The sequence below is a fragment of the Nonomuraea sp. NPDC050153 genome (assembly GCF_044460125.1).
Taxonomy (GTDB): Bacteria; Actinomycetota; Actinomycetes; order Streptosporangiales; family Streptosporangiaceae; genus Nonomuraea.
The window spans coordinates 16,663-40,980 of sequence record NZ_JBITJQ010000051.1 but is presented as its reverse complement, the minus strand read 5'-3'; the positions used below and the strand labels follow the sequence as shown (position 1 = coordinate 40,980).

Genomic DNA, 24,318 nt, shown 5'->3' with positions numbered 1-24,318 from the left:
ATGGCGGCCACGGACCTCGGCGGGCGGGTGGCCGTAGGCGCCGCCACCCGGCCCCGCCCCTTCTGGACCGTCCCCCGGCGTGACGCCCTCGTCGGCTACCTGCTGATCTCGCCGCAACTCGTGGGCAGCGTGCTGTTCGTCCTGCTGCCGCTCGGCCTGGTCGTCTACTACAGCCTCCAGGAGTGGAACGTGCTGGCGGGCACGTTCGAGTACGTCGGCGGCGAGAACTACGCCAAGCTGCTCGCCGACCCGAAGATGGGGCAGGTGCTGACCAGCACCGCGCTCTTCTCGGCCGGTCTGGTCGTGCTCAACCTCACCCTCGCCCTCGCCCTGGCCATCCTGCTCGACCAGCGGCTGCGCGGCACCACGTTCTTCCGCACGCTGTTCTTCTCGCCGGTGCTGGTGTCGCTGGTCGCCTGGACGATCGTCTGGCAGTTCCTGCTCCAGCAGGACGGCGGCGTCAACGGCCTGCTCGGCGCGGCGGGCATCGACGGGCCCAACTGGCTGCGCGGCGAGACGACCGCCCTGCTGTCGGTCATCGTGGTCCAGGTCGTCAAGAACGTGGGGCTCAACATGGTCCTGTTCCTGGCGGCGCTCCAGGGCGTGCCCCGCCAGCTGTACGAGGCCGCGCAGCTCGACGGCGCCGGCGCCTGGACCCGCTTCCTGCGCATCACGGTGCCGCAGATCAGCCCGACGATCCTGCTCACCTCGATCATCACCGTGGTCGGGTCGCTGCAGGTGTTCGCCCAGATCGCCGTGCTCACCCAGGGCGGGCCCGGCATGTCCACCACGGTCCTCGTCTACTACCTGTACCAGCAGGCCTTCCAGTTCCGGCACCTCGGCTACGGCGCCACCCTGTCGGTCCTGCTGTTCCTGATCGTCGCGGCGCTGACGCTGCTGCAGTGGCGGCTGCGCCGGAAGTGGGTCTTCCATGAGTCGTAGGGTCAAGCTCGCGCTGTACGCGCTGCTGTGCGTGTTGTGCGTGCCGTTCGTGTTCCCGACCTGGTGGATGGTCACCTCGTCGGTGAAGCCGATCAGCGACATCTTCGCCTTCCCGCCCGCGCTGGTGCCCTCCCGGTTCGACTTCTCCACGTACGGCAGGGTCTTCGAGCTGCAGCCGTTCGGGCAGCAGTACCTCAACAGCCTCTACATCGCGGCGGTGGTGACCGCCGGCACGATGGCGGTGGCCGCGATGGCCGGCTACGCCTTCGCCCGCATCCGCTTCCCCGGCCAGAACGTGCTCTTCCTGGTCGTGCTCGTCGGCCTGCTGATCCCCAGCGAGGTGACGATCGTCCCGCTGTTCCAGATGTTCCACACGGCGGGGCTGACCGACACGCACTGGCCGCTGATCCTGGTGCCGATCCTGGGCGCGCCCAGCGTGCTGGCGACGTTCATCATGCGGCAGTTCTTCATCACGCTGCCCGGCGAGCTGGAGGAGGCCGCCAGGGTCGACGGGCTCGGCCGCTTCGGCACCTTCTGCCGGGTGGCGTTGCCGCTGGCCAGGCCCGCGCTCGGCGCCGTCGCCATCTTCACGTTCCTGCACTCGTGGAACCTCTACCTCGAACCGATCGTGTTCCTGTCCACCCCGTCGAAGTTCACCCTGCCGCAGGCGCTCACCCAGTTCGTCGACGCCTACGGCTCGCCCCTGTGGAACGTGCAGCTCTCGGCCGCCACGATGACCGCCCTGCCCATCCTGGTCGTCTTCGTGCTGGCCCAGCGGCAGTTCATCGAGGGGCTCGCGCACACCGGTCTGAAAGGCTGACCATGCTCTCCCGCCGCACCCTCCTGCGCGCCGCCGCCCTGCTCCCGGCCGTCCCCGTGCTCGCGCCCGGCACCGCCTTCGCCGCCGTCCCCGACCTGCCGCCGCCGCCCACGCTGAACCGCACGTCGTTCGCCCCTTACGAGCAGCGCTTCGCGCCGTACCTGGTCACCCTCGCGCCCATGGTCAACGACATGGACGACTCCGGCTTCTTCGCCGGCGGCTGGTGGCGTTCGCCGGCGGCGCCGTACAACGCCCGCGTGCAGGAGCACGTCTTCACGCTGGCCTGGTTCCACGCCAACGCCCGCCCCTGGAACCCGTACGCCGGGGACGCGAACCTGCTGGCCGCGCTCGACGCGGCGCTCGGCCACTACCTGTCGCTCCAGCACGCCGACGGCTCCTTCCCCGAGTACAACCGCAACGAGCACGGCCTGGCCCCCACCGGGTTCGGCATCGGCTACCTCGCCAAAACGCTGCGGATCCTGCGCGCGACCGGGGCGCTGCCCACCCGGCAGTCCCAGCTCGCCGCCGCATTGCGGACGGCGATGACGTGGTTCCTCGACCCCGCCAACCGCACCGTCTGGCAGGAGCCCCTCAACTACGCCAACCAGACCGCCTCCGGCCTGGCCGGGGCGTCGCTCGCGCTCAAGCTCGACCCCGACCCCGCGCTCGCCACGAGCCTGAGCGAGGGGTTCGCCAGGATCGCCGCGACCGGCGTGAGCTCCGCCGGCTTCTTCCACGAGGAGGGCGGCCACGACATGAACTACAACTTCGAGGTCATGCTGCCCGAGCTGGCCGACGCCTACCACCAGAGCTCGGACCCGCACCTGGTGGACATGGCCCGCAGGTTCACCGGCTTCCTGTCCTACAACCTGCTGCGCGAACCGGACGGCGCCGGGTACCTGGTCAACGTCGCGCCCTCCACCCGCACCAGCACCCGCTGGTACGACGAGGTCAGGCCCGACCCCGACAGGACCGCCCTCAACTGGACGTTCACCCGCCGGGTACCGCTGCTGTCGGCGTTCATGACCGCTCGCGAGGACCTCGCCGAGGCCCGCGCCGCCTGGGCCGCGTCCACCGAGCCGGTGACACCGCTCGCCAAGCAGGACACCTCGCCGCGCATCCTCACCCACGGCCTGTACGGCGAGCGCTTCCCCACCAGGCGGCAGCGGGCCGTCGCCATCGCGGATCTGCCCTACCTGCGCTCGCACGACTTCGTCGAACTGCGCAGGGACAGGGGCCAGGACTTCCTGTACGTCCGCAAGCCCGGCCTGTACCTGGGCGGCTACTTCGGCGAGCGCGCCTCCCGCGGCCGCACCGGCCTGACCTTCCTGTGGCATCCCGAGGCAGGCACGATCATCTGCGGGCTCAACGACAACAACCACGCCTGCTGGTCCACCGTCTTCCCCGGCCAGGCGCCCGACTCCAACGGCCCCCTTCCGGCCACCTACTTCCGCGGCGCCCCCGGTGGCGGCGAGTGGACCGGCGGCCGGGCTCCGGCCGCCTTCGGCATCCGGTACGGCAACGCGAACGTCACCACGGACGTCCTGGTCACCCGCCGGACGATCCGGCGTACGGTCACGGCGAACGCCGCGGCCACCGAGCAGATCCCCCTCGTCCTCCAGCCCGAGGACGTCCTCACCTTCACCGACGGCACGCGGGCCGCGTTCGGCGGCTCGACCGCCGCCACCGCCGACGGCTTCGACGTGCGCCGGGGCCGCACCACGATCCGCTTCCGCTGGGGCACCCCTCTGCAGGCGACCGTCGCGGCCGGCAGCGTGCGCTACTTCCGCGACGGCGCCCGCCGCTTCCACGCCCTCCGCGTCCCTCACCAGGGCACGTTCGACCTCACGGTCATCGTGGGCTGACGCGACCTCACGGGCTTCACCACCTGACGAGTGTTAACGGGGGATTCACCCCGTTCTCGTGTGGGTCGGACATGATCAACTCAATGTGGAGGTGCGCGGGAACATGCGAAGAACGACCGCCCGAATCGCGAGCGGATTGGTCCTGGTCCTTACCTTGAGTCTTCTTCGCGTTCCCGCCGAGCCGCGGTCGGCGACGGCCGAGTGCGGTCTGCCACGTGAGCTGGTGACCACCGCGCCGGCGGGCACGACGGGGATGGAGGTCCTGTGCGGCGAGGACGCCGTCCTCGCCGATGCCACGCTGGTGGCCGCCGACGACGACCTGGTGATCAGGTTCGCCTTCGAGGGCGTGACCCAGGCGATGATGCGGGACGCGATCGAGGAGGTGTACCAGCCCGGCGTCTCGCTGAGCGAGCAGGCGCTCGCCGTGCTGAACGGGCAGCGGGAGCACTTCGAGGGCGCGCCGGCGGATATCGTCGACATCAGCGACTATGACGACGTCGACGTCGACGGCACGCTCCAAGCGACGAGTGACGGGCTCGCGATCGTCATCCCGTCCGCGGACGTCGGTGAGGCGTCCTGGGGTTGGTGGTGGCGATCGGTGGTCGTCCTGATGGCCACGGTCGGCGTACGCGTGGCCACCTTCGCGTTCTGCGTCTCCTTCGCCGCCCCGCCCGCCAGCGCGCTGTTCATCAACGTCTGCTCGGCCGTCTCCCAGGGCATAGCGGCCTTCAGCGGGTACATGGTGGCCTCCTACTTCTCGGGTAGAGCGGCGAACGATCCGCAACTGTGGGCCGAAGCGCTCGCGTTCGGGCTGGTCGCGGCACTGCTGCCCGGAGCCGGCTGGGACCTGGGCAAGAACTGGATGAGCAAGGCCCTGCCCGGCACGGCGCTCAGGGTCGGCAGGACGCTGAAGGACGTGGCCGTGGCCGTCAGAGGATGGGCGGGCGAGACCATCAGCAACCTCGTCAACAGCGCCGGCGAGAAGTGGGCGGAACTCTCCGAGCTGGTCTGGGATGCGATCGTGCGCGAGGCGCACCGGCGTGGCATCCCCATCGCCTCCTCGCTGCGGGTGATGCCGCTCGGAGACTCGATCACCTACGGCGTGGAGAGTTCCGACGGGAACGGCTACCGCGACGAGTTGTACGCCTATCTGAAGGGCAGTTGGAGCAGCGTCGACTTCGTCGGGTCGGTGCGGGCCGGCTCGATGAGCGACCGCGACAACCAGGGGCACCCGGGCAAGCGGATCGGCCAGATCGCGGCCTTCGCCTACTGCAGCGTGCCGCGGTATCAGCCGAACGTGATCACCCTGCACGCCGGCACCAACGACATGAACCAGAACTACAACCTGCCGGCCGCGCCCACCCGGCTCAAGAAGCTGATCAACCAGGCGCTGACGCACTCACCACGTGCCACGGTGCTGGTCGCCAAGCTCATCCCGACCGCCAAGGCCGGGCTGCAGCCGCGCATCGACGCGTTCAACGCGGCGCTGCCCGGCATGGTGGAGGACCTGCAGAACGAGGGCAAGCACGTACTTCTGGTCGACATGAAGCGGGTGCTGGTCAGCGACGGACTGGAGAACGACGCGCACCCGACGGACGCGGGCTACGCCAAGATGGCCGACGCCTGGTACGCCGCCATATCGGCGGCGGACGCCAAGGGCTGGATCCAGACCCCGCTGCCCGAGAACGAAGCCGACGGCTGCGACCCGGCGGACTCTCCCGTCGACGACGACCTGGGGGACTCTCCCGTCGACTCCGGCGACCCGGGGGAGTCCCCCGTCGGCTCCGGCGAGACGGCTCTCGGCGCGGGATGGCGCGCGCTGGGCGTGATCGCCCCCGGATACGGCACCAACCTGGGCCGTACGATCATCGCCGAGCTCAACGGCGACCAGCGGGCCGACTACCTTCAGGTCGGTCAGGACGGCGGCTTCCGCGCATCGGTGAACACCGTCGGCACCCCCGGGCAACCCGACTGGGTGGACGTGGGCACGTACGCCCCGGCAGACGATGCCCAGGGGGAGGAGGTGCGGTTCGCCGACCTCAACGGGGACGGACGCGACGACTACCTCGTGGTCGGTTCCGACAGCAAGGTACGGGCCTACATCAACTTCCCCGGGACCGGCAACCGGCTCAGATTCGTCCACTGGGGGATCGTCTTCGGCGAGGAGACGTTCAACCGGGACAACCTTCGCTTCGCGGACGTCACCGGAGACGGGCGCGACGACATCCTGCGGGTCAGCGCGGAGGGCGCGGTCCACGTGTACCGGAACATGTGGGACCCCAACAGCGGGCAGGTCGGTAGCGAGCCCCAGCCTCCGGACTGGCGGCTGTGGCTCGACTGGGCCGGCGGCACCCGAGGCTCATCGCTGGAAGCCGTCCGGTTCGCCGACGGCGACGGTGACGGCCAGGCCGACTACCTGCAGGTCGGCCTCGACGGCGCGGTGCACGCCTTCCTCAACCGCGGTGGCGGGGGCAACGGCAGCTTCGAGGCCCGCTACGACTGGGCCCACGCCTCCGACTACCCCCGCAAGTACGTCCGGTTCGCCGACATCAGCGGTGACGGCAAAGCCGACTATCTGGTCGTCTACGACGGCGGCGCGGTCCGCGCCTGGCTGAACCGCGGCGGCAACTGAAAGCCCAGACAGTGTTATGAGGCGTGAGGTTTGGTGGGGCGGAGGGTCGCCTGCCCCGGGCCCGACCAGGCCGGCCGGGGAGAGCGCGGCGGTGACGAGGGAGCCGTTCAGTCGGCGGTTTCGCGCCATCTGTTGGTGATGGGAAGGCGGCGGTCGCGGCCGAAGTTCTTCGGGGTGATCTTCGGGCCCGGCGGATACTGGCGGCGCTTGTACTCGGCCAGGTCGACCAGCCTGATGACCCTCGTGACCAGCTCCGGATCGTGGCCGGCCGCGATGAGCTCCGTCGAGCCCATGTCCTTCTCCACGTAATCGTCCAGCAGGCGGTCGAGGATTTCGTAAGGAGGCAGAGAATCCGTGTCGCGCTGGTCGGGGCGGAGTTCGGCGCTCGGCTCCTTGGTGATGGAATTTTCGGGAATGGGAGTTTCGGCGTCGAGCATGAACTGCGGCAGCGAATTGGCGTTGCGCCACCTCGACAGGTCCCAGACCATCGTCTTCGGAACGTCCTTGATGGGGGCGAAGCCGCCGGCCGAGTCGCCGTACAGCGTCGAATAGCCCGTCGCCAGCTCGCTCTTGTTGCCGGTCGTCAGCACCAGGTGGCCGTGCTGATTCGACAGGCCCATGAGGATCATGCCGCGTACCCTCGCCTGGAGGTTCTCGGCGGCCAGGCCCGAGAGCTCGATCTCCTTCTCGAAGGCGTTGACGATGTCGGCGATCGGGGCGATCCGGGAGTTGACGCCCTGCCTGCGGACCAGCTCCTCGGCGTCGGCCAGGGAGTGGTCGGAGGAGTAGCGGGAGGGCATGAGCACCACGTTGACGCGCGAGGGGCCGATGGCGTCTGAGGCGATGGTGGCGGTCAGGGCCGAGTCGATGCCGCCGGACAGGCCCAGGATGACCGACTGGAAGCCGTTCTTGGCCACGTAGTCCCGCACGGCCAGGACCAGGGCCGCGTACACCTCGCCGTGCAGGTCCAGGTGCTCCGCGACCGCCGGGGGCGCCGGTTCGTACGGCTCCACGGGGGTGGAGGAGAGCACCAGGCGCTCGACGGTGATCGTGGAGCCGTCGCCCGCGTCATAGGGGAAGGAGCCCGGCTCGGCGTCCGAGGTCGGCAGCTCCAGGTCCACGGTCAGCAGCTCCTCCCGGAACTGGCCGGCCCGCGCCACCACCTCGCCCGAGGCGTCCACCACGATCGAGTCGCCGTCGAAGACCAGCTCGTCCTGGCCGCCGACCTGGTTGACGTAGACGAGGGCGCAGCCCGCCTCGCGTGCCCGGCGCGCGCACAGCGCCAGGCGCACGTCGTCCTTCTCCTTCTCGTACGGCGAGGCGTTCGGCGCGACCAGCAGCCCGGCGCCCGCCTGGCCGACGACGGACACGGGGCCGCCCTCCTGCCAGAGGTCCTCGCACACCGCGATCGCCACGTCCACCCCGTGCAGGCGGAAGATCGGCAGCCGGTCGCCGCGCACGAAGTAGCGGTATTCGTCGAACACCCCGTAGTTGGGCAGGTGATGCTTGGCCGTGCGGGTCACCACCTCGCCCTTGTGCAGCAGCGCGGCCGCGTCCAGCGGGGCGCCCTTCGGCTGGCCGACGCGGGGCGCCAGGCCGGCCCGGTCGACGTAGCCGACCACCACCGGCAGGTCGCCCAGGCCTTCCCGCTCCAGCCTGCGCGCGACCTCCTCCAGGGTGCGGATGCTGGCGTCCACGAAGGACGTGCGCAGCACCAGGTCCTCCACGGGATAGCCGGTGAGGAACATCTCGGTGAAGACGGCGAGGTGAGCCCCGCGGTCGGCGGCGTCGCGGGTCCACGCGACCAGCCGCTCGGCGTTGCCGTCAAGGTCGCCTACGGTCGGGTTCATCTGGGCCAGGGCGATACGCAGTTGTGCCACGCGCCAAGCCTAGTACGGCGGGATTTTTATCGTCAAAGCGACGAAAAGTAAGTCTTTTCCCCGGGTGTCACAAAACCTGACTCATACGCGGCCATAACCAGCTGTGCGCGGTCGGACAGCCCGAGATGCTCCAGGAGCGACTTGACCGCGATGGCCACCTCCTCCTCCGGCAGGGAGAGCGTCTGGCCGATCTGGCGGTTCGTCAGGCCGCGGGCGATGAGTTTCAGCACGTCGAGCTGGGAGTCGGCGAGCCCGGCCAGCGCCGGGGGAGAGTCCGGGTCGACGCGTCCCGCGAACGCCGCGATCAGCCGGGTGGTGATCGTCGGGTCGATGAGCGCGTCCCCGGCGGACGCGGCCCTGATCGCGGCCAGGAACTGCTCGGGAGCCGACGTTTTCAGGATGAATCCGCTCACACCCGCCCGCAACGCCGCATACAGGTTCTCGTCGCTGCCGAACGTGGTCATCATGATCACCTTGGGCGGCCGGTTTTCGGACAGGATCCGGCGGGCGGCGGCCAGGCCGTCCAGGCGGGGCATCTGGATGTCGAGCAGCACCACGTCCGGGCGGGTCTCGGCCGCGAGCGCGATGGCCTCCTCCCCGTCGGCCGCCTCGCCGGCCATCGTCACCCCGGGCTCGGCGTCCAGCATCGCCCGCACCCCCGCCCGTACGAGCGCCTGGTCGTCGGCCACCAGCACCCGCAGCGGCGCGCCGGTGGACACCGCCTTCGGAGGCGACGGCGGATCCTCCAGGCGCTGGGCGAGCATGTCGGCCTCCAGGCGCTGCAAGCCCGCCGACAGGTCGAGGCCCAGCTCCTCCCGCCACACCGAGCGGGCCCTGCGCAGCGCCGCCAGCGCGTCGCCCTGGCGGCCCAGCCCGTAGAGCGCCGTGGCGAGCAGCCGCCACGCCTCCTCCCGCAGCGGGTACGCCGACGCGTGCGCCTCCAGGTCGGCCGCCAGCGACGTCGCGCGGCCCAGCGCGAGACCCGCCCCGGCCCGGCGCTCGACGGCGATCAGCCGCAGCTCCTCCAGCCTGGCCGCCTCCGTCGCGGCCCAGCTCAGCTCGCCGAACTCGGCCAGCGCCGGCCCCCGCCACAGCCCCAGCGCCGTGTCCATGGCCGCCCACACCCGGCCCGGGTCGCCCTCCGACTTCACCAGGGCCTCGAACCGCCACGCGTCCACCTGCTCGGTCCCGGCCCGCAGGGCGTATCCGGGCGGTGCGGAGACCAGCACGCGGGCCTCCTCGCGGGGCGCGCGATCGGGTTCGAGGGCGCGGCGCAGGCGGGAGACGTACCCCTGGATGGTGGACAGGGCCTGGCCGGGCGGCGCGCCCGGCCAGAGCTCGTCGATGAGGGTGTTCATGGGCACGGCGCGGCCGCCGGCGACGAGCAGGCGCGCGAGCACCGCCCGCTGCCGCTGGCCGCCGAGATCGAGAGGGGCGCCGTCGGCCCAGGCCTGGAACGGTCCCAGCGCGGTGAATGTCAGCATGTCAGGCGCAACTGTAGAGGGAGACGGTGCTTGGGTATATGTCGAATTCTCCCAATACAGCGGTCAGCGGCGTCGGATCGCGGGTCCGAGCAGCAGCATGCCCGCCGCCGACAGCACCCCCACCCCGCCGATCGTGAACCACAGCGCCTGGGAGCCGAGCTCCAGCAGCGGCCCGCCGATCAGCGGCGCCAGCACCGCCGCCAGCGACCACGCGAACCCGAACAGCCCCGAGTACCGCCCCCGCAGCTCGGCCGGCGCCAGCGTGGCCACGACCGTGCCCGGGATGCCCGCCGTGATGACCTCGCCCGCCGTCCACACCACGATCGTGACCGCCAGCCCGAGCGTGGTCTCGACGAACGCCGTCATCGCGAACCCGAGCGCCATCACCGACAGCCCCAGCGCGAACATGCGGGCGGGGTCCCGGCGCCCCAGCCATGCCGACACCAGCGGCTGCACGATGACGATCAGCACCCCGTTCAGGGCCATGGCCAGCCCGAACTCCCCGGCCGACAGCCCCACGACCTTGGTCATCGCCACCGGCAGCATGGTGATCGTCTGCAGGTAGACCAGCGCGTTCCCCAGCATCACCAGCGTGAACCCGATCATCACCCGGTCCCGCAGCACCACGCCGAACCCGCCCGCGGACTCGCGCGCCGCCGGCCTGGTCTCGGGGACGGCCCGCCACACCAGCACGGCGAAGACCACGCTCGACAGCGCGTCGATCCAGAACAACCAGAGGAACCCGAGGCTCGCCAGCCAGCCCCCGGCCGTCACGCCGACCGCGAATCCGAGGTTGATCCCCCAGAACAGCAGCCCGTACGCCCGGGGCCGCTCCTCGGGCGAGACCAGGTCCGCGACGAGGGCGCTCGACGCGGGCCGGTAGACGTCCATCACCAGGCCGAGCACGAGCATCGAGGCCACGATCGCCGGCAGCGAGGAGCTGTAGCCGAGCGCCAGCAAGGTCGCGGCCGTGGCCAGCATCCCGCCCGACAGCGTGGCCCGGCGCCCGATCCGGTCGGTGAGCACCCCCGCGACCAGCTGCGACAGCAGCGACCCGACCCCGAACACGCCCATCACCAGGCCCGCCGCCGCCACCGACAGGCCGCGGCTCTGCGTCAGGTAGACGCCGGTGAAGGGCATGACCATGGTGCCCAGGCGGTTCACCACCGTGCCGCCCCAAAGAGCCCAGAACGGGCGGGGCAGCCCGCCGATCTGCGACCGGAGAAATGATCTTCGCTCAAGAGTTGTGCTCGACACGCAACAAAGCCTGATATTCCTGGTTTGTCGGGGCGAACGATTTAGTGCAGGCTAAAACCATGGCTGTCACATGGGTGCTGAAGCCGGAGGACGTGGCCCGGATCCGGTTCGCGTTCTCGCCGATGTGGGAGCTGGTCGCCAGCCTGCGCACCCTCCAGGGCCCGTCCAGGCAGTCGATCCACCTGCCCTGGCTCAAGGCCGTGCGCCCCCGCCTGGCGGGGCTCGACCTGGCCGAGCTGTTCGCGCTCGTGCCCCCGAACGGCTACATCGCCGACTTCATCACCCCGCCGCCCGACACGCCGATGCCGGAGTTCGCCGCCGAGCTGGACCGGGTCAGGAGCGCCGATCCCGAGCAGGCCGGCGCGGAGGCGGCGAAGATCGAGGGGACCGACCGGGCGATGATCGAGCGGTTCACGGCCGATCCCGAGGCGGGCGTGGCCAGGGTCGCCGCCACGCTGGAGGCGTACTGGGAGGCGTGCTTCTCGGAGTTCTGGCCCCGTGTGTACGGGCTGCTGGAGCGCGACGTGCTGCGCCGATCGCGGCAGCTGGCCCAGGGCGGGGCGCACGAGCTGTTCGCCGCGCTCGATCCGGCCGTGGTGTGGACGGGGGAGCGGCTGCTCATCGACCGGCCGTGGTGCGAGGCGGGCGGCCTGCACGGCGACGGGCTGGTGCTGGTGCCCAGCGCGTTCTGGGGGCCGGCCGTGGCCGTGATGACGGCGCCGTACCAGTCGATGCTGGTCTACCCCGTGCTCGGCGTCGGCACGCTGTGGGAGCAGGGCCCGCCGCCCGCGCCCGGCGCGCTCGCCGCCCTGATCGGCAGGAGCCGGGCGCAGATCCTGCTCGCCCTCGCCGACCCCACCACGACCTCGGCCCTGGCCGCGCGCATGGCGCTCACGCCCGGCGCGGTCAGCCAGCACCTCGGGGTGCTCAGCGACGGCGGGCTCGCGGTGGGGATGCGGGTCGGCAAACAGGTCGTCTACCGCCGCACCCCCACGGGCGACACGCTGGCGGGTCACGCGTAGCGCTTGGACTCCAGCAGCCAGTCGAGGTGGGCGCGCGGCGCCGCCAGGTACGCGCAGGCGACCTTGCTGACGTCTCTCGCCTCCTTCGGCTCCAGGTCCTCCAGCGGCAGCCGCCGGGCGGCCTTGTGCATGTCCTGGCAGCGCGCGGCGATCCGGTCGAGCACCCAGGCCGTCGCCTCCCGCTCGCCCAGCCCGAGCTGGCGCATCGCGAGCACCACGAAGTTGTGCACGTCGCCGCGCTCCTTCGGCCGGGAGGCCACGTCGTTGCACCAGGCCGTGACGTCGCTGCACGCGTTCACCAGCTGCTGCCACGGCTCGCACTCGTGCACCCACACGGGCACCTCGACCCGCAGGCACGGCTCGACCAGGTCATAGAGGTACGGCCCCACGGTGCCCCTGCGCAGCGCCGGGTACTCCTCCAGCGTCGGCATCCGGCCCGCCGCCCGGTTGTCGGCCTCGGTGCGGCACGCGTCGTGCTGGCGCCGCAGCCCGACCGCGAACCTGGCCCGCCACCGGTCGCTCATCCGCGCGCTCGTCACCCGCCACAGGTCCGCGAAGGCCGCCTCCAGCGGATGCCGGGCCGCGCCCCTGAGCATGCCGTCGAAGATGTCCAGCGGGCACGAGCCCTCGTCCAGCTCGTCGTCCAGGTGGAACAGCCATGTCAGCCACTGCGCGAACAGCGCCGCCGCGGCCGCGTCGAACTCGGCGAACGCCCGGCCCGCCATCCGGTGGTAGCCCACGCCGGGGGCCGCCCGCAGCCCGGTCCTCCTGGCCCAGTCGATGACCGCGGCCTCGATCGCGTACACGGCCGGGTGCATCCTGCACGGGGCCGCCATCGCGGGCACCCGCTCGGTGAGCGGCAGCAGCGCCGTCGCCGCCGAGCCGCCCCTGCGCGGCAGCGGCAGCACCGAGGTCAGGGCCGATCGCAGCGCGGTACGCACCGTGGCGAACACGGTGGTGCTCGTGGTGGTGTTGTTCACAGTGCTCTTCACCGTGGTCTTCGAGGTGCTCTTCGCAGCTGTCTTCACGCCGGCCTTCACAGCGGGCCGAAGAGCCAGTTGCCCGCGGCGTTGGGGTCGTCGCCGCGGTAGTAGTCGGAGGCGGCCAGGACCAGCTCGTCCACGGTGAGCGTGCCCCTGCCCGCGCGGTCGAGGCGGTCGAAGGCCGCGTCCACGTCGTCGTACGCGACGCCGAAGGCGCTCAGCATCGTGCGGAACTCGCCGGGGCCGATCTTCCCGTCGCCGTCGCCGTCGCACAGTTCGGCGACCGCCACCGTCGCCGGCCTGAACACGGAGTCGTACTGGTCGCCCGTGACGAACGCCACCACCATCCCGGTGCGGAAGTCGGCGCGCGCGATGCCGAAGTCGACGTCGCGCTCCAGCGCCTTCGACAGGGTCGACCAGATCTCGTCGAAGCCGTCGACGAGGCTGGACCCGGTGACCGAGGTGGGGGACTCCCCGAAGCCCACCAGGATGCGGGCGCCCAGACCCAGCAGGTCCTCCCGCTCGACGACGCCGTTGCCGCTCGCGTCGATGTGGTCGAACGCCCGATCGAGCTTGTGATTGAGCAGGTCGATAGCCACCAATGCCTCCCCCGAGACTGACTGCGTGATCACAGTAAGCTCGGGGCGGGCCTTTGTCAGCGAGGCTCGCACCGGCACCCCCCGTAACGTGTGCGAAACACGGGCACGGCATGCTGGTAGCTGTACATGTACTGACAGATATGAGGGGACGCTGTGGACCGCCAGCAGGAGTTCGTGCTCCGCACGCTCGAGGAACGCGACATCCGGTTCATCCGGCTGTGGTTCACTGACGTGCTCGGCTTCCTCAAGTCAGTGGCCATCGCCCCGGCCGAGCTGGAAGGCGCGTTCGCCGAGGGCATAGGTTTCGACGGCTCGGCCATCGAGGGTTTCGCGCGCGTCTACGAGTCGGACATGCTCGCCAAGCCCGACCCGGCCACGTTCCAGATCCTGCCCTGGCGCAGCGAGACGCCGGGCGCGGGGCGCATCTTCTGCGACATCCTGATGCCGGACGGCTCGCCGTCGCACGCCGACCCGCGCTGGGTGCTCAAGCGCACGCTCGCCAAGTGCGCCGACATGGGCTTCACCTTCTACACCCACCCGGAGATCGAGTTCTTCCTGCTGAAGAACCGCCCGGAGCCCGGCGTCCGGCCCGAGCCGATCGACTCCGGCGGCTACTTCGACCACACGCCGCACAGCGCCGGCCACGACTTCCGGCGCCAGGCGGTGCTGATGCTGGAGTCGATGGGCATCTCGGTCGAGTTCAGCCACCACGAGGGCGCCCCCGGCCAGCAGGAGATCGACCTGCGGTACGCCGACGCGCTGACCACGGCCGACAACATCATGACCTTCCGCCTGGTCATGAAGGAGGTCGCCCTGGAGCAGGGCATCTGGGCCTCCTTCATGCCCAAGCCGTTCACCGAGCACCCGGGCTCCGGCATGCACACCCACATGTCGCTGTTCGAGGGCGACAGGAACGCCTTCTACGAGGCCGGGTCCGAATACCGGCTGTCCAAGATCGGCCGTTCGTTCATCGCCGGGCTGCTCAAGCACGCCGCCGAGATCACGGCCATCACCAACCAGTGGGTCAACTCCTACAAGCGGCTCTGGGGCGGCGCCGAGGCCATCGCGGGGCAGGGCGGCGAGGCGCCCTCCTACGTGTGCTGGGGCCACAACAACCGCTCCGCCCTGGTCCGGGTGCCGATGTACAAGCCGCACAAGGGCGGCTCGACGCGGATCGAGTTCAGGTCGCTCGACTCGGCGTGCAACCCGTACCTCGCCTTCGCGCTGATCCTGGCCGCGGGCCTGAAGGGCATCGAGGAGAGCTACGAGCTGCCCGCCGCCGCCGAGGACAACGTGTGGACGCTGACCAGCGCCGAGCGGCGGGCCCTCGGCATCCAGCCGCTGCCCGGCTCACTCAACGACGCGATCGCGGTGATGGAGCAGAGCGAGCTGGTCGCCGAGACGCTCGGGGAGCACGTCTTCGACTTCTTCCTGCGCAACAAGCGCGCGGAGTGGCGCGAATACCGGCGGCACGTCACCGAGTTCGAGCTCGGCCGCTACCTGCCGGTGCTCTAGACGCTCCCCTGAAACTCGCGGACCTCGATCGGCAGCAGGGCCACCGCCCCGGCCAGCTTGCGGGCCCATTCCAGGGCCGCGTCCAGGTCGGGCGCCTGAATGATCGTGAAACCACCGATGTGCTCCTTGCCCTCCGCGTAGGGGCCGTCGGTGGTGAACGGCTCGCCCTCGCGCATCCGCACCACGCGGGCCTGGGAGGGTGACTGGAGCGCGCCGGAGAAGACCCAGACGCCCGCGTCGCGCATCTCCTGCTCGACGGCGCCGAGGTCGCGCATGATCGGGTCCAGGATCTCGGGCGGGGGCGGGGCTCCGTCGGGCTGCTGCATGCTGAGCACGTACTGCTTCATGTGACTTTCCTTTCCGTCACCTCTTGCACGAACGCGGTGCGCCCATATCGACATCCGCCGCGCGGAAATCTCATCGGGTGGGCGTCGGCGTCCGATCGAACACGATCTCCTGGAGCAGCCCGGCCTCGGCCCGGCCGATGACGCACGCGCCGGCGGCGGGCGCGGGATCGCCGGACTTCACCCTCGCCAACAGGCTCTCCCACCTGCGCCGATGGCGCGCGAACGTCCTGGGCGCGACCACCCGGCCCCTGGCCACCTGCCCCGCCAGCGCCTGCTCCGGCGGCGCGTCGAGCAGGAGCAGGTGGAAGTCCGCGCGGTGCCTGCGGGCCAGCCAGGCGAAACCCCGCAGCACGTACGGCGCGCAGCCCCGGTTGTGCGCGACGACCGAGTGGCCCAGGCGCAGGGCGTGGCGGATGCGGCTCAGGTGGGTGACGAAGACCACAGCGCGGCGTACCGGACCCGGTGCCCAGCCGAGCCGCCCGTGCCAGTGCCGCTTGGACTGGTAGGAGTCGATCACCACGACCGTGCCGCTGGCGACGGGCCGGCTCTCCGCGCCGTGCAGTCCGTACAGGCGCCGCAGCAGCGTGGTCTTCCCGGCGCCGGGCAGCCCGGTCAGGATGACCAGCGACCCCGGCGGAAACCGTAACCTCGGCCCGTGCACAGGCCCACCCCCGCTTCTGTCGTGTTGCTTACAGCTTCTCCGAGGTTGCCCCGGGACGCGCTCCGGATCGGCGGATCGGTCGCGGGGCGAGGGAAACCCGGGATAGGGTAAAGGCAACGCCTTGATCGGCCTCACTTCAGGCAAGCCTGGAGTGGGGCCGATTTTCGTTGCTTCTAACCCCTGAGTTACATCCTGGCGATGTGCGGCGCATAGCGTGTCGGCGGGTGGGAAGTTTCGGGCCCCTTCGAGGCGTTATGTGGTGGTGTCGATCAGCCTCAGGACCCCCGAGATCTGGTGAAACCGGGTGTCCGGTAAAATCGGCCTGCTTCTATTGACATTTCTGGACTTGTCGCCGTATGTGGCGATATTGGAGGGTGTGGCATGACGACGTCTGCCCTGCAGACAGTGCTGACGGTTCCCGAGCGTTTCCGGGGTCCGGCGGGGGTCGCCAACGGCGGCTGGATCGCGGGCACCATGGCGGAGGCGCTGAACGGGGGCCGATCAGCGGTCGAGGTCACGTTGCATGCGCCGACACCTTTGGAAACCGAGTTGCGCCTGGAGCACGTCGCCAACTCCGTCTCCCTCTCGGACGGCGACAAGCTCCTGGTCGAGGCCATCCCCGTGGCCGAGGACCTGGAGGGCCCGGGGTTCGTGCCGTTCAACGACGCGGCCCGCGCCGAGGCGGGGTTCGCGGGGCTGAAGGCCCACCCGTTCGCCGAGTGCTTCGCCTGCGGGCTGCGCGAGCCCGGTGACGGCCTGCGCATCTTCCCGGGCCCGGTGGAGGGCACGGACCTGGTGGCGGCCGGCTGGCGGGTGCCGTTCACGGTGACGGGCGAGGAGGGCGTGCCCGCCTCGATCGTGGGCGCCGTGCTCGACTGCATCACCGGCTGGGCCCACTTCGGGCCGGGCGAGAGCGCCCTGCTCGGCCGCCTGGCCGTGCAGATCCACCGCCCGGTCTCCCCCGGCGGCCGCTACTCCGTCGTCGCCCGCCCGACCGGCAGCGACGGGCGCAAGATGTACGGGCAGAGCGCCATCTACGAGGCGGACGGCACGCTGGTGGCCGCCGCTCGCGCCACCTGGATCGCTCCACGCTGACACCGGGGCTCTTTCCCGCGAGCGGGCGACATACTTGCGGCTCGTGCGGCAGGGCTTGAGCAATCAGGAGGCGTGCCGGATCGTCGGCATCAACTCCCGTACCGGACGACGATGGCGAAACGGGCGCAATCCAACCGGCAAGCACGTGGGGGCGCCACCGATCACATCGGTGGCGCCCCCAGACGTGCGTGGCCGCTGCCTGAATGAGACCGACCGGATGCGAGAGAAGGCGTCGATCCGTGAGATCGCACGCGAGCTCGGACACGCGCCCTCCACCATCAGCCGGGAGATTCGCCGCAACCGCGCTCTACGTCCAAGGCCGCGGAGAGCTGCGTCGCGAGCCGGCCCGAGCACTGCGCACCGCGTTCAGCTCGACGCCGTCGCCGCCGAGCTGAACTCCCGACCTCGCAAGACGCTCGACCGGGACACCCCGGCTGAACGCCTCGCAAAGCTCCTGGCAACCTGCGCTTCGGCCACCTTGGTCGGCACGCGGCCTGGCCTACGCCGCGTCGGCTGATCCGCAGCCGAACGGCACGGCCTTGAGGACGCGGGTCATCTGGTTCCGGCGGCGCCCGCCGCAACGAGTCCCAGGAGGTTGTCGTGAATCTCGCTGAACCGGGCCCGCACCGCTTCCGCGGCCTTGGCGACATCGGGCGCGGCGGGGTCGCCAGGCCGTTCGAGCAGCAGGTGGACGGTGTCGGCGAGGGCGGTTTCGGGATCGTCGATGTTGAGCGGGCCCGCGACACCGGGGTTGTTCATGACGGTGCTGAACCCGACCAGCACGGCGTGCAGGGCGTACATCTGCCTGGACAGGGGGAGATCGTCGCGCACGATCCCGTGGTCGCGCAGGATCGTCACGACCGCGTTGCCCATCGCGCTCGTGGTGGCCTCGGCGAAGCGCTCCCGGTCGGCGGGGCGGTGAAGCAGCTGCCGCAGGGCGCTGTCGTCGCTCATGAGCAACCGCAGCCACGGGTTGCCCAGTGTCGTGCGGATGAGCAGCGGAGCGAGACGGCGGGGCAGGATGGACTGCGGGTCCTGGGCGATCTGGTGGTTGATGGTCTCGATCCAGGCCAGTACCTCGCGGGCGGCCAGCCCCACGAGCAGGTCTTCCTTGGTCTCCCAGTACAGGTAGACCGTGCCCTTGCCCACGCCCGCGGCCGCGGCGATCTCGGCGATGGTCACCTTGCGGACGCCGTGTTCGATGACCAGCTCGCGCGCGCTGTCGAGGATTCTGGCCGCCTTGACGGAGTCGTGTTCGATCAGCCGGCTCACCGTCGTGGTTCCTCCCGTTCGCTCTTCGGCGGCATGATGTCACGTGGGTTCACGGAGGTGAACCCTACCGTGCGGCAGGCCCCGAGGCCGGGTCACGTCAGGGCGATGTCGATCGTCTTCATCCGGGAAGCCTTGCTGCGGTGCTCGGCCTCCGACAGGAGCGTTCTGCCGAGCGTCGTCCCCGCCACGTGATCGAAGACGAACCGGATCCCGTACTCGGTGCGGTCGGCCGGGACGAAGAGCTTACGCATGGCCATGCCGGAGCCCTGGTGGAACTCGATGAAGGGGCGGAGTTTCGCCTCCCAGGCCCGCAGCGCCCGCGGCACGTCCCCGGGATGCCGCTCCAGCATCGTGCCCAGCATGTCGGCCCCGGCCAGGCCGCTGGAGGCCCCCATCCCGGAGTAGAGGGTCAGGCACCACGCCGAGTCGCCGACGAGCACCACCCTGCCGTGGTGCCAGGTGTCGAGCCGCACCTGCTCGGCGGTGTCGAACAGGTAGTCCGGCGCCTGCTCGAACTGGTCGAGCAGCCAGCCGAGCGTCGCACCCGTGGGCTCCGGTCCGAACACCGCCCGCAGCGAGTCGATGGCGGGCCGGGTGAACTCGCCGTCCACATCGTCGGTCCGGTAGTTGAACAGCACCGTCGGTGGCCGGTCGGCGAAGGCGAACACCCATGCCGACCGGCCCAGCTCGGACATGATGATTCCGTCCGTGCCCCGGAAACCAGGGACCGGGCCGGGCAGGCTGCACGCCGCGAGCATGTAACCGAGACGGTAAATGTGGCCCTCATCGGGCCCGAATGCCAGCCGGCGCACGGTCGAGCGCAGTCCGTCGGCCCCGACCACGAGGTCGAACCGTTGGGTGGTCACCGTCCCCGCGGCCAGGTCCTCGATGTCAACCTGTACGCTTTGCGCGTCCTGGCGTAGCGCGACCGGAACGGACGAGTACCGGATCTCCACGTCCTCGGGCAGGGCGTCGAACGCGGCCTGCTCGACGTCACCGCGGACGACCGGGCGTGACTCGCCGGCCACGGCCTCGGCGAAACCCATGCCGCGCCGCCGGTGGCCTGCGCGATCGACGTTGTAGTAGGCGATGTCCGTCGAGAAGCGGTTCGGCACGTCGATGCCCAGGCGCTCCGCCGCGGTGATCCCGGTGCCGAAGAGGGTGAGGAAGTACCCGCCGCGGCGGCGTTCGGCTGCTTTCTCCAGGACGACGACGTCCCAGCCCGCCTTGTGCAGCCGCAGCGCGGAGGCGGTTCCGCTGACGCCGAGTCCGATGACAAGAGCCCGCTGTCGCGGGGTGGTGTTCGTCTTCATGGTGGTGACTATACTCAATGACCAGATTGGTCATCTGGTCAACCTGGCCAACATGAACGGAGTTCCCGCCATGCCAACCGTTTTCGTCCACGGCTTCCCTGAGACGCCGGAGGTCTGGGAGCCGCTGCTCGTCGAGCTCGAACGTATCGCTCCCGCTCGACCCGGCCCGATCCGGCTGTCCCCGCCCGGCTTTGGGGCGCCCTTGCCGGCGGGGTTCGGTGCGACCGTCGATGATTACCGGGACTGGCTCATCGGCGAATTGGAGCGTTTCGCCGAGCCCGTCGACCTGGTCGGGCACGACTGGGGCGGCGTGCACACCCTCAACGCGGTGATGGCCCGCCCGGACCTCGTGCGCAGCTGGGTCAGCGATGTGATCGGCCTGTTCGACCCGGACTACGTGTGGCACGAGTTCGCCCTGAGCCAACAGGCGCCGGAGAGCACGGGACCGGACCCCGCCGTCCCGCTCGGCCCGGACCTCGCGATGCGGGTCGCGATGCTCGTGAAGTTCGGCATGAGCGAGCCGGTGGCGACGCGGGTCGCGGCAGGCCAGGACGAGGCGATGGGGCGGGCCGCACACGCGCTCTACCGATCAGCCGCCCAACCGGTGATGGCCGAGCTGGGCCGGAACCTCGAACGCGCGGCGCAGCGGCCGGGCCTCGCCCTGCTCGCCACCGAGGACCTTCTGGTCGGGACCAACGAACAGCGGTCCCGCACGGCGCGGCTGGCCGGCGCCGGGACCGCGACCCTCGACGGGCTGGGCCACTGGTGGATGACCCAGGACCCCGGCCGTGGTGCCCAGGTGCTCACCGATTTCTGGGACTCGTTGGACCGCTGACGGGCCAAACGACCCGAATTGTCGAGCGGGTGCGATCGGCTGTCACATTCAGCCCCTCGTCCTTGTCTTGTTCATCGATTCGACGAGAGAGGAAGGAACGCAATGAGGATGGCGGTGGCCGGGGGAACCGGCTGGGTCGGCAAGCTGGTGGTCGAGCGGGCACGGGAGCGGGGCCACGAGGTCGTGGTGATGTCCCGGTCGAGCGGCGTCGACCTGCTCACGGGAGCCGGTCTCGACGACGCGCTGCGCGGTGTGGACGTCGTGATCGACGTGGCGAACGTGACGACGCTCAGCCGCAAGAAGTCGGTGGCGTTCTTCGAGACCGAGACACGCAACCTGCTGGCGGCGGAGGAGCGGGCGGGCGTACGCCACCACGTGCTCCTGTCGATCGTCGGGGTCGACCGGGTCGACTCGGGCTACTACTTCGGCAAGTGCCGCCAGGAGGAGCTGGCGTTGGCCGGCCCGATCCCGGTGACGCTCCTGCGGGTGACGCAGTTCCATGAGTTCGCGGCGCAGATGCTCGACAAGGTGCCTGGCCCAGTGAAGGTGGCGCCGTTGATGGTGAGCCGGCCGGTCGCCGCCTCCGAGGTCGCCGCCGAGCTCGTACGCCTGGCCGAAGGCCCCGCCCAGGGCCGGGCGACCGAGCTGGCCGGCCCCGAGGTGCTGACGATGGCATCGATGATGCGCCGCCTGGCCAAAGGCAAACTGGTGCTGACGGTGCCCGTCGGCAAGGCGATGGCGAACGGCGGTGTGCTGCCGGCCGGCGACTTCCGCAGCGGGAAGATCACCTTCGAGCAGTGGGCGGCGTCGCGATGACCGTGGCGGCCAAGCGCTGGATGGCCGGGGTGCTGGCGGTGGCGGCGGCGTACCAGGGGGTGTGGGCGGCGGCGTTCCCGCGGTCGTTCTACAACGACTTCCCGGCGCCGGGGCTCCACTGGGTGGCGGCGCTCGGCCCGTACAACGAGCATCTGGCCGTCGACACGGGGGCGCTCAACCTGTCGCTGATGGTGCTGAGCGTGTGGGCGCTGCTCCGGCCGACCCGGGGGTCCCTGGCGGTGACCGGGGGCGCATGGTTGATCTACAACGCGATCCACTTCCTGTGGCACGTGATGCACCTGCACGTCTTCTCGACCATCGACAAGATCAGTGTGGTGGTGATATTGGGTGGCCTCCTGATCCTTTCGATCCTCATGGTGCTGCCCGTCAAGGAGACCGAACCCGGTCCTTCCGGACGCCTCGGTGAGGACGCCGGGCAGGGCTGACCTCCACCGTCTCAAAACTCGATCCACGGCTCAGGGCGTCCGCACGGCCACCAGGCCGCCGCCGGCAATGGATCACCGTGTTGCGGCGACCCTTCGAATGCGCCACGGCTCGGGGGCCGTTCCGCGTCCACGGGCGGACGAGCTCGCGCCACCCGCCCCGGCTCACGAGTGCCGCGGCTGCTCGACGTCGTGTGGTGTGCGGGACGGGGGCCGTCCCTTGGGGCGGGCTGGGGCGATGGTCGGGTGGCAGGTCCCCGGGTCAGGGCTGGGAGGTGAGGTGGGTGACGATGGTGGAGACGCAGGGGGCGTCGAAGAGGATCGTGTAGTGGTTGCAGTCCGGGACGACCTCGTCCCGGAGCCCCGGGAGGCGGGTGGTCCAGGGGAGGGCCAGGTCGTCGGGGAGCATGCCGACGTCCTGGTTGAGCAGGCCGCGCGGCGCCCTGAGCAGGGTGAGCGGTGACGTGACGGCGGTCAGGGCGGCCCCGATGGCCTCCGACTCCAGGCGCAGCCAGCGTCCGTCCTGCAGCACCGCCTCCGGGGCCACGCGCGACCTGAGCGCCCCCTCGGGGCCTGTCAGGTCATAGCGGACGTAAGCCTCCACATCGGCGTTCCAGTGGCCGGCGAAGGCCGGATGGGCCTTGAAGAAATCGACGTAGGCGTCCGCGGTGGGGAACGTCTGGCGCAGCCGGGCGAGTGCCGGCCCGAGCGTGGCCTCCATCGCCTCGTCGGCGTCCATCCCCTCGGGCAGCGGAGGGAAGGGCAGGCCGCCGTCCACCAGCACGACCCGTGCGAAGTCGCGCTCGGCGGCGGCCAGCGCGGCCACGTACGCGCCCATCGAGTGCCCCGTCAGCACCGCGTCCGGGCCCGCCCCCACGTGGTCGGCGACGCGCAGCACGTCCTCGGCGTGCCTCGGCAGCCCGTACGGCCCCGGCAGCGAGGCGCTGTGCCCGCGACCGCGCAGGTCCATGGCGACCATGGACCATTCCTCGGGCAGTCGCCGCGCCACCGCGCCCCAGGCCATCAGGGAGGCCGTGATCCCGTGGACCGCGATGATCGTGCGCGGTCCCGTGCCGAACCTGGCGATCCGCAGACCGCCGACATCGTCGAACTCGAAACTCATGGTTCGGAGCTTAGGGACGGACACCCCACCCTGGCGATCGGCGCGCAGGGGGCCCGATGTGTGAAATGTGGCGATATTCCGGATAATGCCCTGATATGCGTATCACCGTTGTTCAGCACGAGGACGGGGCCGGGCTCGGATACCTCGCCGAGTGGCTGGGGCTGCCCTGTGACGTCGTCCGGCCGTACCTCGGCGAGGAGATCCCCGCGCGCCCGGCGGACGGGCTGATCGTGCTCGGCGGTGCGGCGGCCGCCTGGGAGGACGAGCGGAGCCCCTGGCAGCCCGCCACCCGCGACCTGCTGCGCCGGGCCGTGGACGAGGGAACGCCCACGCTGGCCATCTGCCTGGGCGCGCAGTTACTGACCATGGCCTGCGGCGGCACCGTCGAGCGAGGGGCGAACGGGCTCGAAGTGGGCGCCCGCGAGGTGGTCGCGCTGCCCGTGGCCGCCGATGACCGGCTGCTGGCCGGGGTCGGGACGGCCGTGGCCGTCCAGTACCACCAGGACGCGATGACGCGGCTGCCCGACGGCGCCGTGCCGCTGATGACCGGGGCGCAGTATCCGAACCAGGCATACCGCCTCGGTGAGGCCGCGTGGGCGGTCCAGTTCCACCCCGAGGCCACGCCGGAGATCTTCACCGCCTGGACCGACGAGTCGGACCTGGAGGCGGCCGAGGAGCTCAACGCCGGGGTCAAGGCCGCCGAGAGCGCGCTCGTGGCCACCTGGCGCCCGGTGGCGGAGGCGTTCGCGGAGGTGGTCAGAGCAGGCGCCCGAGCCTGAACCGCCGCAGCCGCCCGGCCACGCCCGTGCCCGGACGGGCGGCCGTCCGTGCCTCCGCGGTGGTGCGGGGTGGGGCGCCGGCTTCAGGGCGGCCGGCGGGCCGGGTCAGGGCGTGGGCCACGGCGTGGACGCCGGCCAGCACGACCGGGAGCGCGGCCAGGCCCGCCCAGCCCGCCGCCCCCGTACGCACCGGCACCCCTTCGGCCCGGAGCCGCCGCCAGGCCCACACCGAGAACGGGATGACCACCACGGGCGCGGTTACCGCCCCGGGCGTGTACCCCCGCGTCACCGCCGCCTGCGCCAGGTGCATGACCCCGTGCGCCCCGAACCCCAGCAGCGCCGCCTGGAACACCGGGCTCCGCCCGCCCGTCCGCGCCCCCAGCGCCGAAGCCCCCGCCATCACCCCGCCCATGAGCCCGATGGCCACGTTCACGTGCCGCTGCGAGACCTCAAGCCGCTCCCACGGCACCCACGGCAGCCGCTCCTCCAGCCGGGGCCGGGCCGAGCGCGTCCAGCCCGCCATGGTCGCCAGCTCCTCCACGTCGTGCACCGCCCACGCGGCCAGCAGACCCCACGTGACGGCAGGGGGAACCATCGCCGATCGCCTCCCAAGAATGCAACGCAACGTTGCGTTT

General features: G+C 70.9%; 22 protein-coding genes and 1 pseudogene. 12 read left to right on the top strand and 11 right to left on the bottom strand.

Annotation, left to right across the window (positions count from 1 at the left end; translation table 11 throughout):
- The 4 genes from ACIBQ1_RS57715 (at position 1) to ACIBQ1_RS57700 (ending at position 6,259) form a co-directional block, all read left to right on the top strand.
- A complete protein-coding gene (locus tag ACIBQ1_RS57715; RefSeq protein ID WP_397291772.1) occupies positions 1 to 942 on the top strand; it encodes a carbohydrate ABC transporter permease in 942 nt (313 codons plus the stop codon).
- Positions 932 to 1,762, top strand: a complete 831-nt coding sequence (locus tag ACIBQ1_RS57710) for a carbohydrate ABC transporter permease (protein ID WP_397291770.1) — start codon at positions 932 to 934, stop codon at positions 1,760 to 1,762. Before ACIBQ1_RS57715 ends, ACIBQ1_RS57710 begins: the two co-directional genes overlap by 11 nt.
- A gap of 2 nt (positions 1,763 to 1,764) precedes the next feature.
- Positions 1,765 to 3,627, top strand: coding sequence for a hypothetical protein (locus ACIBQ1_RS57705; RefSeq protein ID WP_397291769.1), 1,863 nt, complete (start codon positions 1,765 to 1,767; stop codon positions 3,625 to 3,627).
- A 154-nt stretch (positions 3,628 to 3,781) separates the two neighbouring features.
- Positions 3,782 to 6,259, top strand: coding sequence for an FG-GAP-like repeat-containing protein (locus ACIBQ1_RS57700; protein ID WP_397291768.1), 2,478 nt, complete (start codon positions 3,782 to 3,784; stop codon positions 6,257 to 6,259).
- 107 nt (positions 6,260 to 6,366) lie between these two features.
- Here ACIBQ1_RS57700 and ACIBQ1_RS57695 read toward each other — a convergent pair whose 3' ends face one another.
- The 3 genes from ACIBQ1_RS57695 to ACIBQ1_RS57685 all read right to left on the bottom strand — a co-directional run bounded on the left by ACIBQ1_RS57695 (position 6,367) and on the right by ACIBQ1_RS57685 (position 10,880).
- A complete protein-coding gene (locus tag ACIBQ1_RS57695) occupies positions 6,367 to 8,139 on the bottom strand; it encodes an NAD+ synthase (RefSeq protein WP_397291766.1) in 1,773 nt (590 codons plus the stop codon).
- 32 nt (positions 8,140 to 8,171) lie between these two features.
- Positions 8,172 to 9,623, bottom strand: coding sequence for a BTAD domain-containing putative transcriptional regulator (locus ACIBQ1_RS57690; RefSeq protein WP_397291765.1), 1,452 nt, complete (start codon positions 9,621 to 9,623; stop codon positions 8,172 to 8,174).
- Between the two features lie 63 nt (positions 9,624 to 9,686).
- Positions 9,687 to 10,880, bottom strand: a complete 1,194-nt coding sequence (locus tag ACIBQ1_RS57685) for an MDR family MFS transporter (RefSeq protein WP_397291764.1) — start codon at positions 10,878 to 10,880, stop codon at positions 9,687 to 9,689.
- A gap of 59 nt (positions 10,881 to 10,939) precedes the next feature.
- On the opposite strand from ACIBQ1_RS57685, the gene ACIBQ1_RS57680 reads away from it, so the two are divergent.
- Positions 10,940 to 11,902, top strand: coding sequence for a DUF5937 family protein (locus ACIBQ1_RS57680; RefSeq protein WP_397291762.1), 963 nt, complete (start codon positions 10,940 to 10,942; stop codon positions 11,900 to 11,902).
- Here ACIBQ1_RS57680 and ACIBQ1_RS57675 read toward each other — a convergent pair.
- Positions 11,893 to 12,930 carry a terpene synthase family protein gene (locus ACIBQ1_RS57675; RefSeq protein ID WP_397291761.1) on the bottom strand — a complete coding sequence of 346 codons (1,038 nt, stop codon included), beginning with the start codon at positions 12,928 to 12,930 and terminating at the stop codon, positions 11,893 to 11,895. The genes ACIBQ1_RS57680 and ACIBQ1_RS57675 overlap by 10 nt on opposite strands.
- Before the next feature lie 8 nt (positions 12,931 to 12,938).
- Positions 12,939 to 13,484 carry an EF-hand domain-containing protein gene (locus ACIBQ1_RS57670; protein WP_397291760.1) on the bottom strand — a complete coding sequence of 182 codons (546 nt, stop codon included), beginning with the start codon at positions 13,482 to 13,484 and terminating at the stop codon, positions 12,939 to 12,941.
- Positions 13,485 to 13,637: 153 nt separating this feature from the next.
- Here ACIBQ1_RS57670 and ACIBQ1_RS57665 point away from each other — a divergent pair, with 153 nt between their 5' ends.
- Complete coding sequence (locus tag ACIBQ1_RS57665; protein ID WP_397291758.1) at positions 13,638 to 14,999, top strand: glutamine synthetase family protein; 1,362 nt, start codon at positions 13,638 to 13,640, stop codon at positions 14,997 to 14,999.
- Here the strand turns inward: ACIBQ1_RS57665 and ACIBQ1_RS57660 are convergent.
- Together ACIBQ1_RS57660 and ACIBQ1_RS57655 are read right to left on the bottom strand one after the other, a co-directional pair.
- The gene (locus tag ACIBQ1_RS57660) at positions 14,996 to 15,346 is read right to left on the bottom strand and encodes a YciI family protein (protein ID WP_397291757.1); all 351 of its coding nucleotides are present in this window, start codon (positions 15,344 to 15,346) and stop codon (positions 14,996 to 14,998) included. The genes ACIBQ1_RS57665 and ACIBQ1_RS57660 overlap by 4 nt on opposite strands.
- Positions 15,347 to 15,416: 70 nt before the next feature.
- The gene (locus ACIBQ1_RS57655; protein WP_397291756.1) at positions 15,417 to 16,007 is read right to left on the bottom strand and encodes an AAA family ATPase; all 591 of its coding nucleotides are present in this window, start codon (positions 16,005 to 16,007) and stop codon (positions 15,417 to 15,419) included.
- 381 nt (positions 16,008 to 16,388) lie between these two features.
- On the opposite strand from ACIBQ1_RS57655, the gene ACIBQ1_RS57650 reads away from it, so the two are divergent.
- Together ACIBQ1_RS57650 and ACIBQ1_RS57645 are read left to right on the top strand one after the other, a co-directional pair.
- A complete protein-coding gene (locus ACIBQ1_RS57650; protein WP_397291754.1) occupies positions 16,389 to 17,102 on the top strand; it encodes a PaaI family thioesterase in 714 nt (237 codons plus the stop codon).
- 25 nt (positions 17,103 to 17,127) lie between these two features.
- Positions 17,128 to 17,391: pseudogene (locus ACIBQ1_RS57645) on the top strand (helix-turn-helix domain-containing protein); the annotation flags it as partial.
- Positions 17,392 to 17,654: 263 nt separating this feature from the next.
- On the opposite strand, the gene ACIBQ1_RS57640 reads toward ACIBQ1_RS57645, so the two are convergent.
- Both ACIBQ1_RS57640 and ACIBQ1_RS57635 read right to left on the bottom strand, forming a co-directional pair.
- Entirely contained in the window at positions 17,655 to 18,374 is a 720-nt protein-coding gene (locus tag ACIBQ1_RS57640; RefSeq protein WP_397291753.1) for a TetR/AcrR family transcriptional regulator, read from the bottom strand.
- Between the two features lie 92 nt (positions 18,375 to 18,466).
- The gene (locus tag ACIBQ1_RS57635; RefSeq protein WP_397291752.1) at positions 18,467 to 19,687 is read right to left on the bottom strand and encodes an FAD-dependent monooxygenase; all 1,221 of its coding nucleotides are present in this window, start codon (positions 19,685 to 19,687) and stop codon (positions 18,467 to 18,469) included.
- On the opposite strand from ACIBQ1_RS57635, the gene ACIBQ1_RS57630 reads away from it, so the two are divergent.
- From ACIBQ1_RS57630 to ACIBQ1_RS57620, 3 genes are all read left to right on the top strand, one after another.
- Positions 19,671 to 20,522 (top strand): alpha/beta fold hydrolase, encoded by an 852-nt coding sequence (locus ACIBQ1_RS57630; protein WP_397291750.1) that lies wholly within the window; start codon positions 19,671 to 19,673, stop codon positions 20,520 to 20,522. The genes ACIBQ1_RS57635 and ACIBQ1_RS57630 overlap by 17 nt on opposite strands.
- Positions 20,523 to 20,624: 102 nt before the next feature.
- Positions 20,625 to 21,338 carry an SDR family oxidoreductase gene (locus ACIBQ1_RS57625; protein ID WP_397291749.1) on the top strand — a complete coding sequence of 238 codons (714 nt, stop codon included), beginning with the start codon at positions 20,625 to 20,627 and terminating at the stop codon, positions 21,336 to 21,338.
- Positions 21,320 to 21,784, top strand: coding sequence for a hypothetical protein (locus ACIBQ1_RS57620; protein WP_397291748.1), 465 nt, complete (start codon positions 21,320 to 21,322; stop codon positions 21,782 to 21,784). The genes ACIBQ1_RS57625 and ACIBQ1_RS57620 overlap by 19 nt, the downstream gene beginning before the upstream one ends.
- 259 nt (positions 21,785 to 22,043) lie before the next feature.
- Here ACIBQ1_RS57620 and ACIBQ1_RS57615 read toward each other — a convergent pair whose 3' ends face one another.
- Positions 22,044 to 22,904 (bottom strand): alpha/beta hydrolase, encoded by an 861-nt coding sequence (locus ACIBQ1_RS57615; protein WP_397291746.1) that lies wholly within the window; start codon positions 22,902 to 22,904, stop codon positions 22,044 to 22,046.
- A 95-nt stretch (positions 22,905 to 22,999) separates the two neighbouring features.
- Here ACIBQ1_RS57615 and ACIBQ1_RS57610 point away from each other — a divergent pair, with 95 nt between their 5' ends.
- Positions 23,000 to 23,683: a type 1 glutamine amidotransferase gene (locus ACIBQ1_RS57610; protein ID WP_397291745.1), complete on the top strand. Its 684-nt coding sequence runs from the start codon at positions 23,000 to 23,002 to the stop codon at positions 23,681 to 23,683.
- On the opposite strand, the gene ACIBQ1_RS57605 is transcribed toward ACIBQ1_RS57610, so the two are convergent.
- Complete coding sequence (locus ACIBQ1_RS57605) at positions 23,661 to 24,278, bottom strand: HXXEE domain-containing protein (RefSeq protein WP_397291744.1); 618 nt, start codon at positions 24,276 to 24,278, stop codon at positions 23,661 to 23,663. The genes ACIBQ1_RS57610 and ACIBQ1_RS57605 overlap by 23 nt on opposite strands.
- Positions 24,279 to 24,318: the final 40 nt, after the last annotated feature.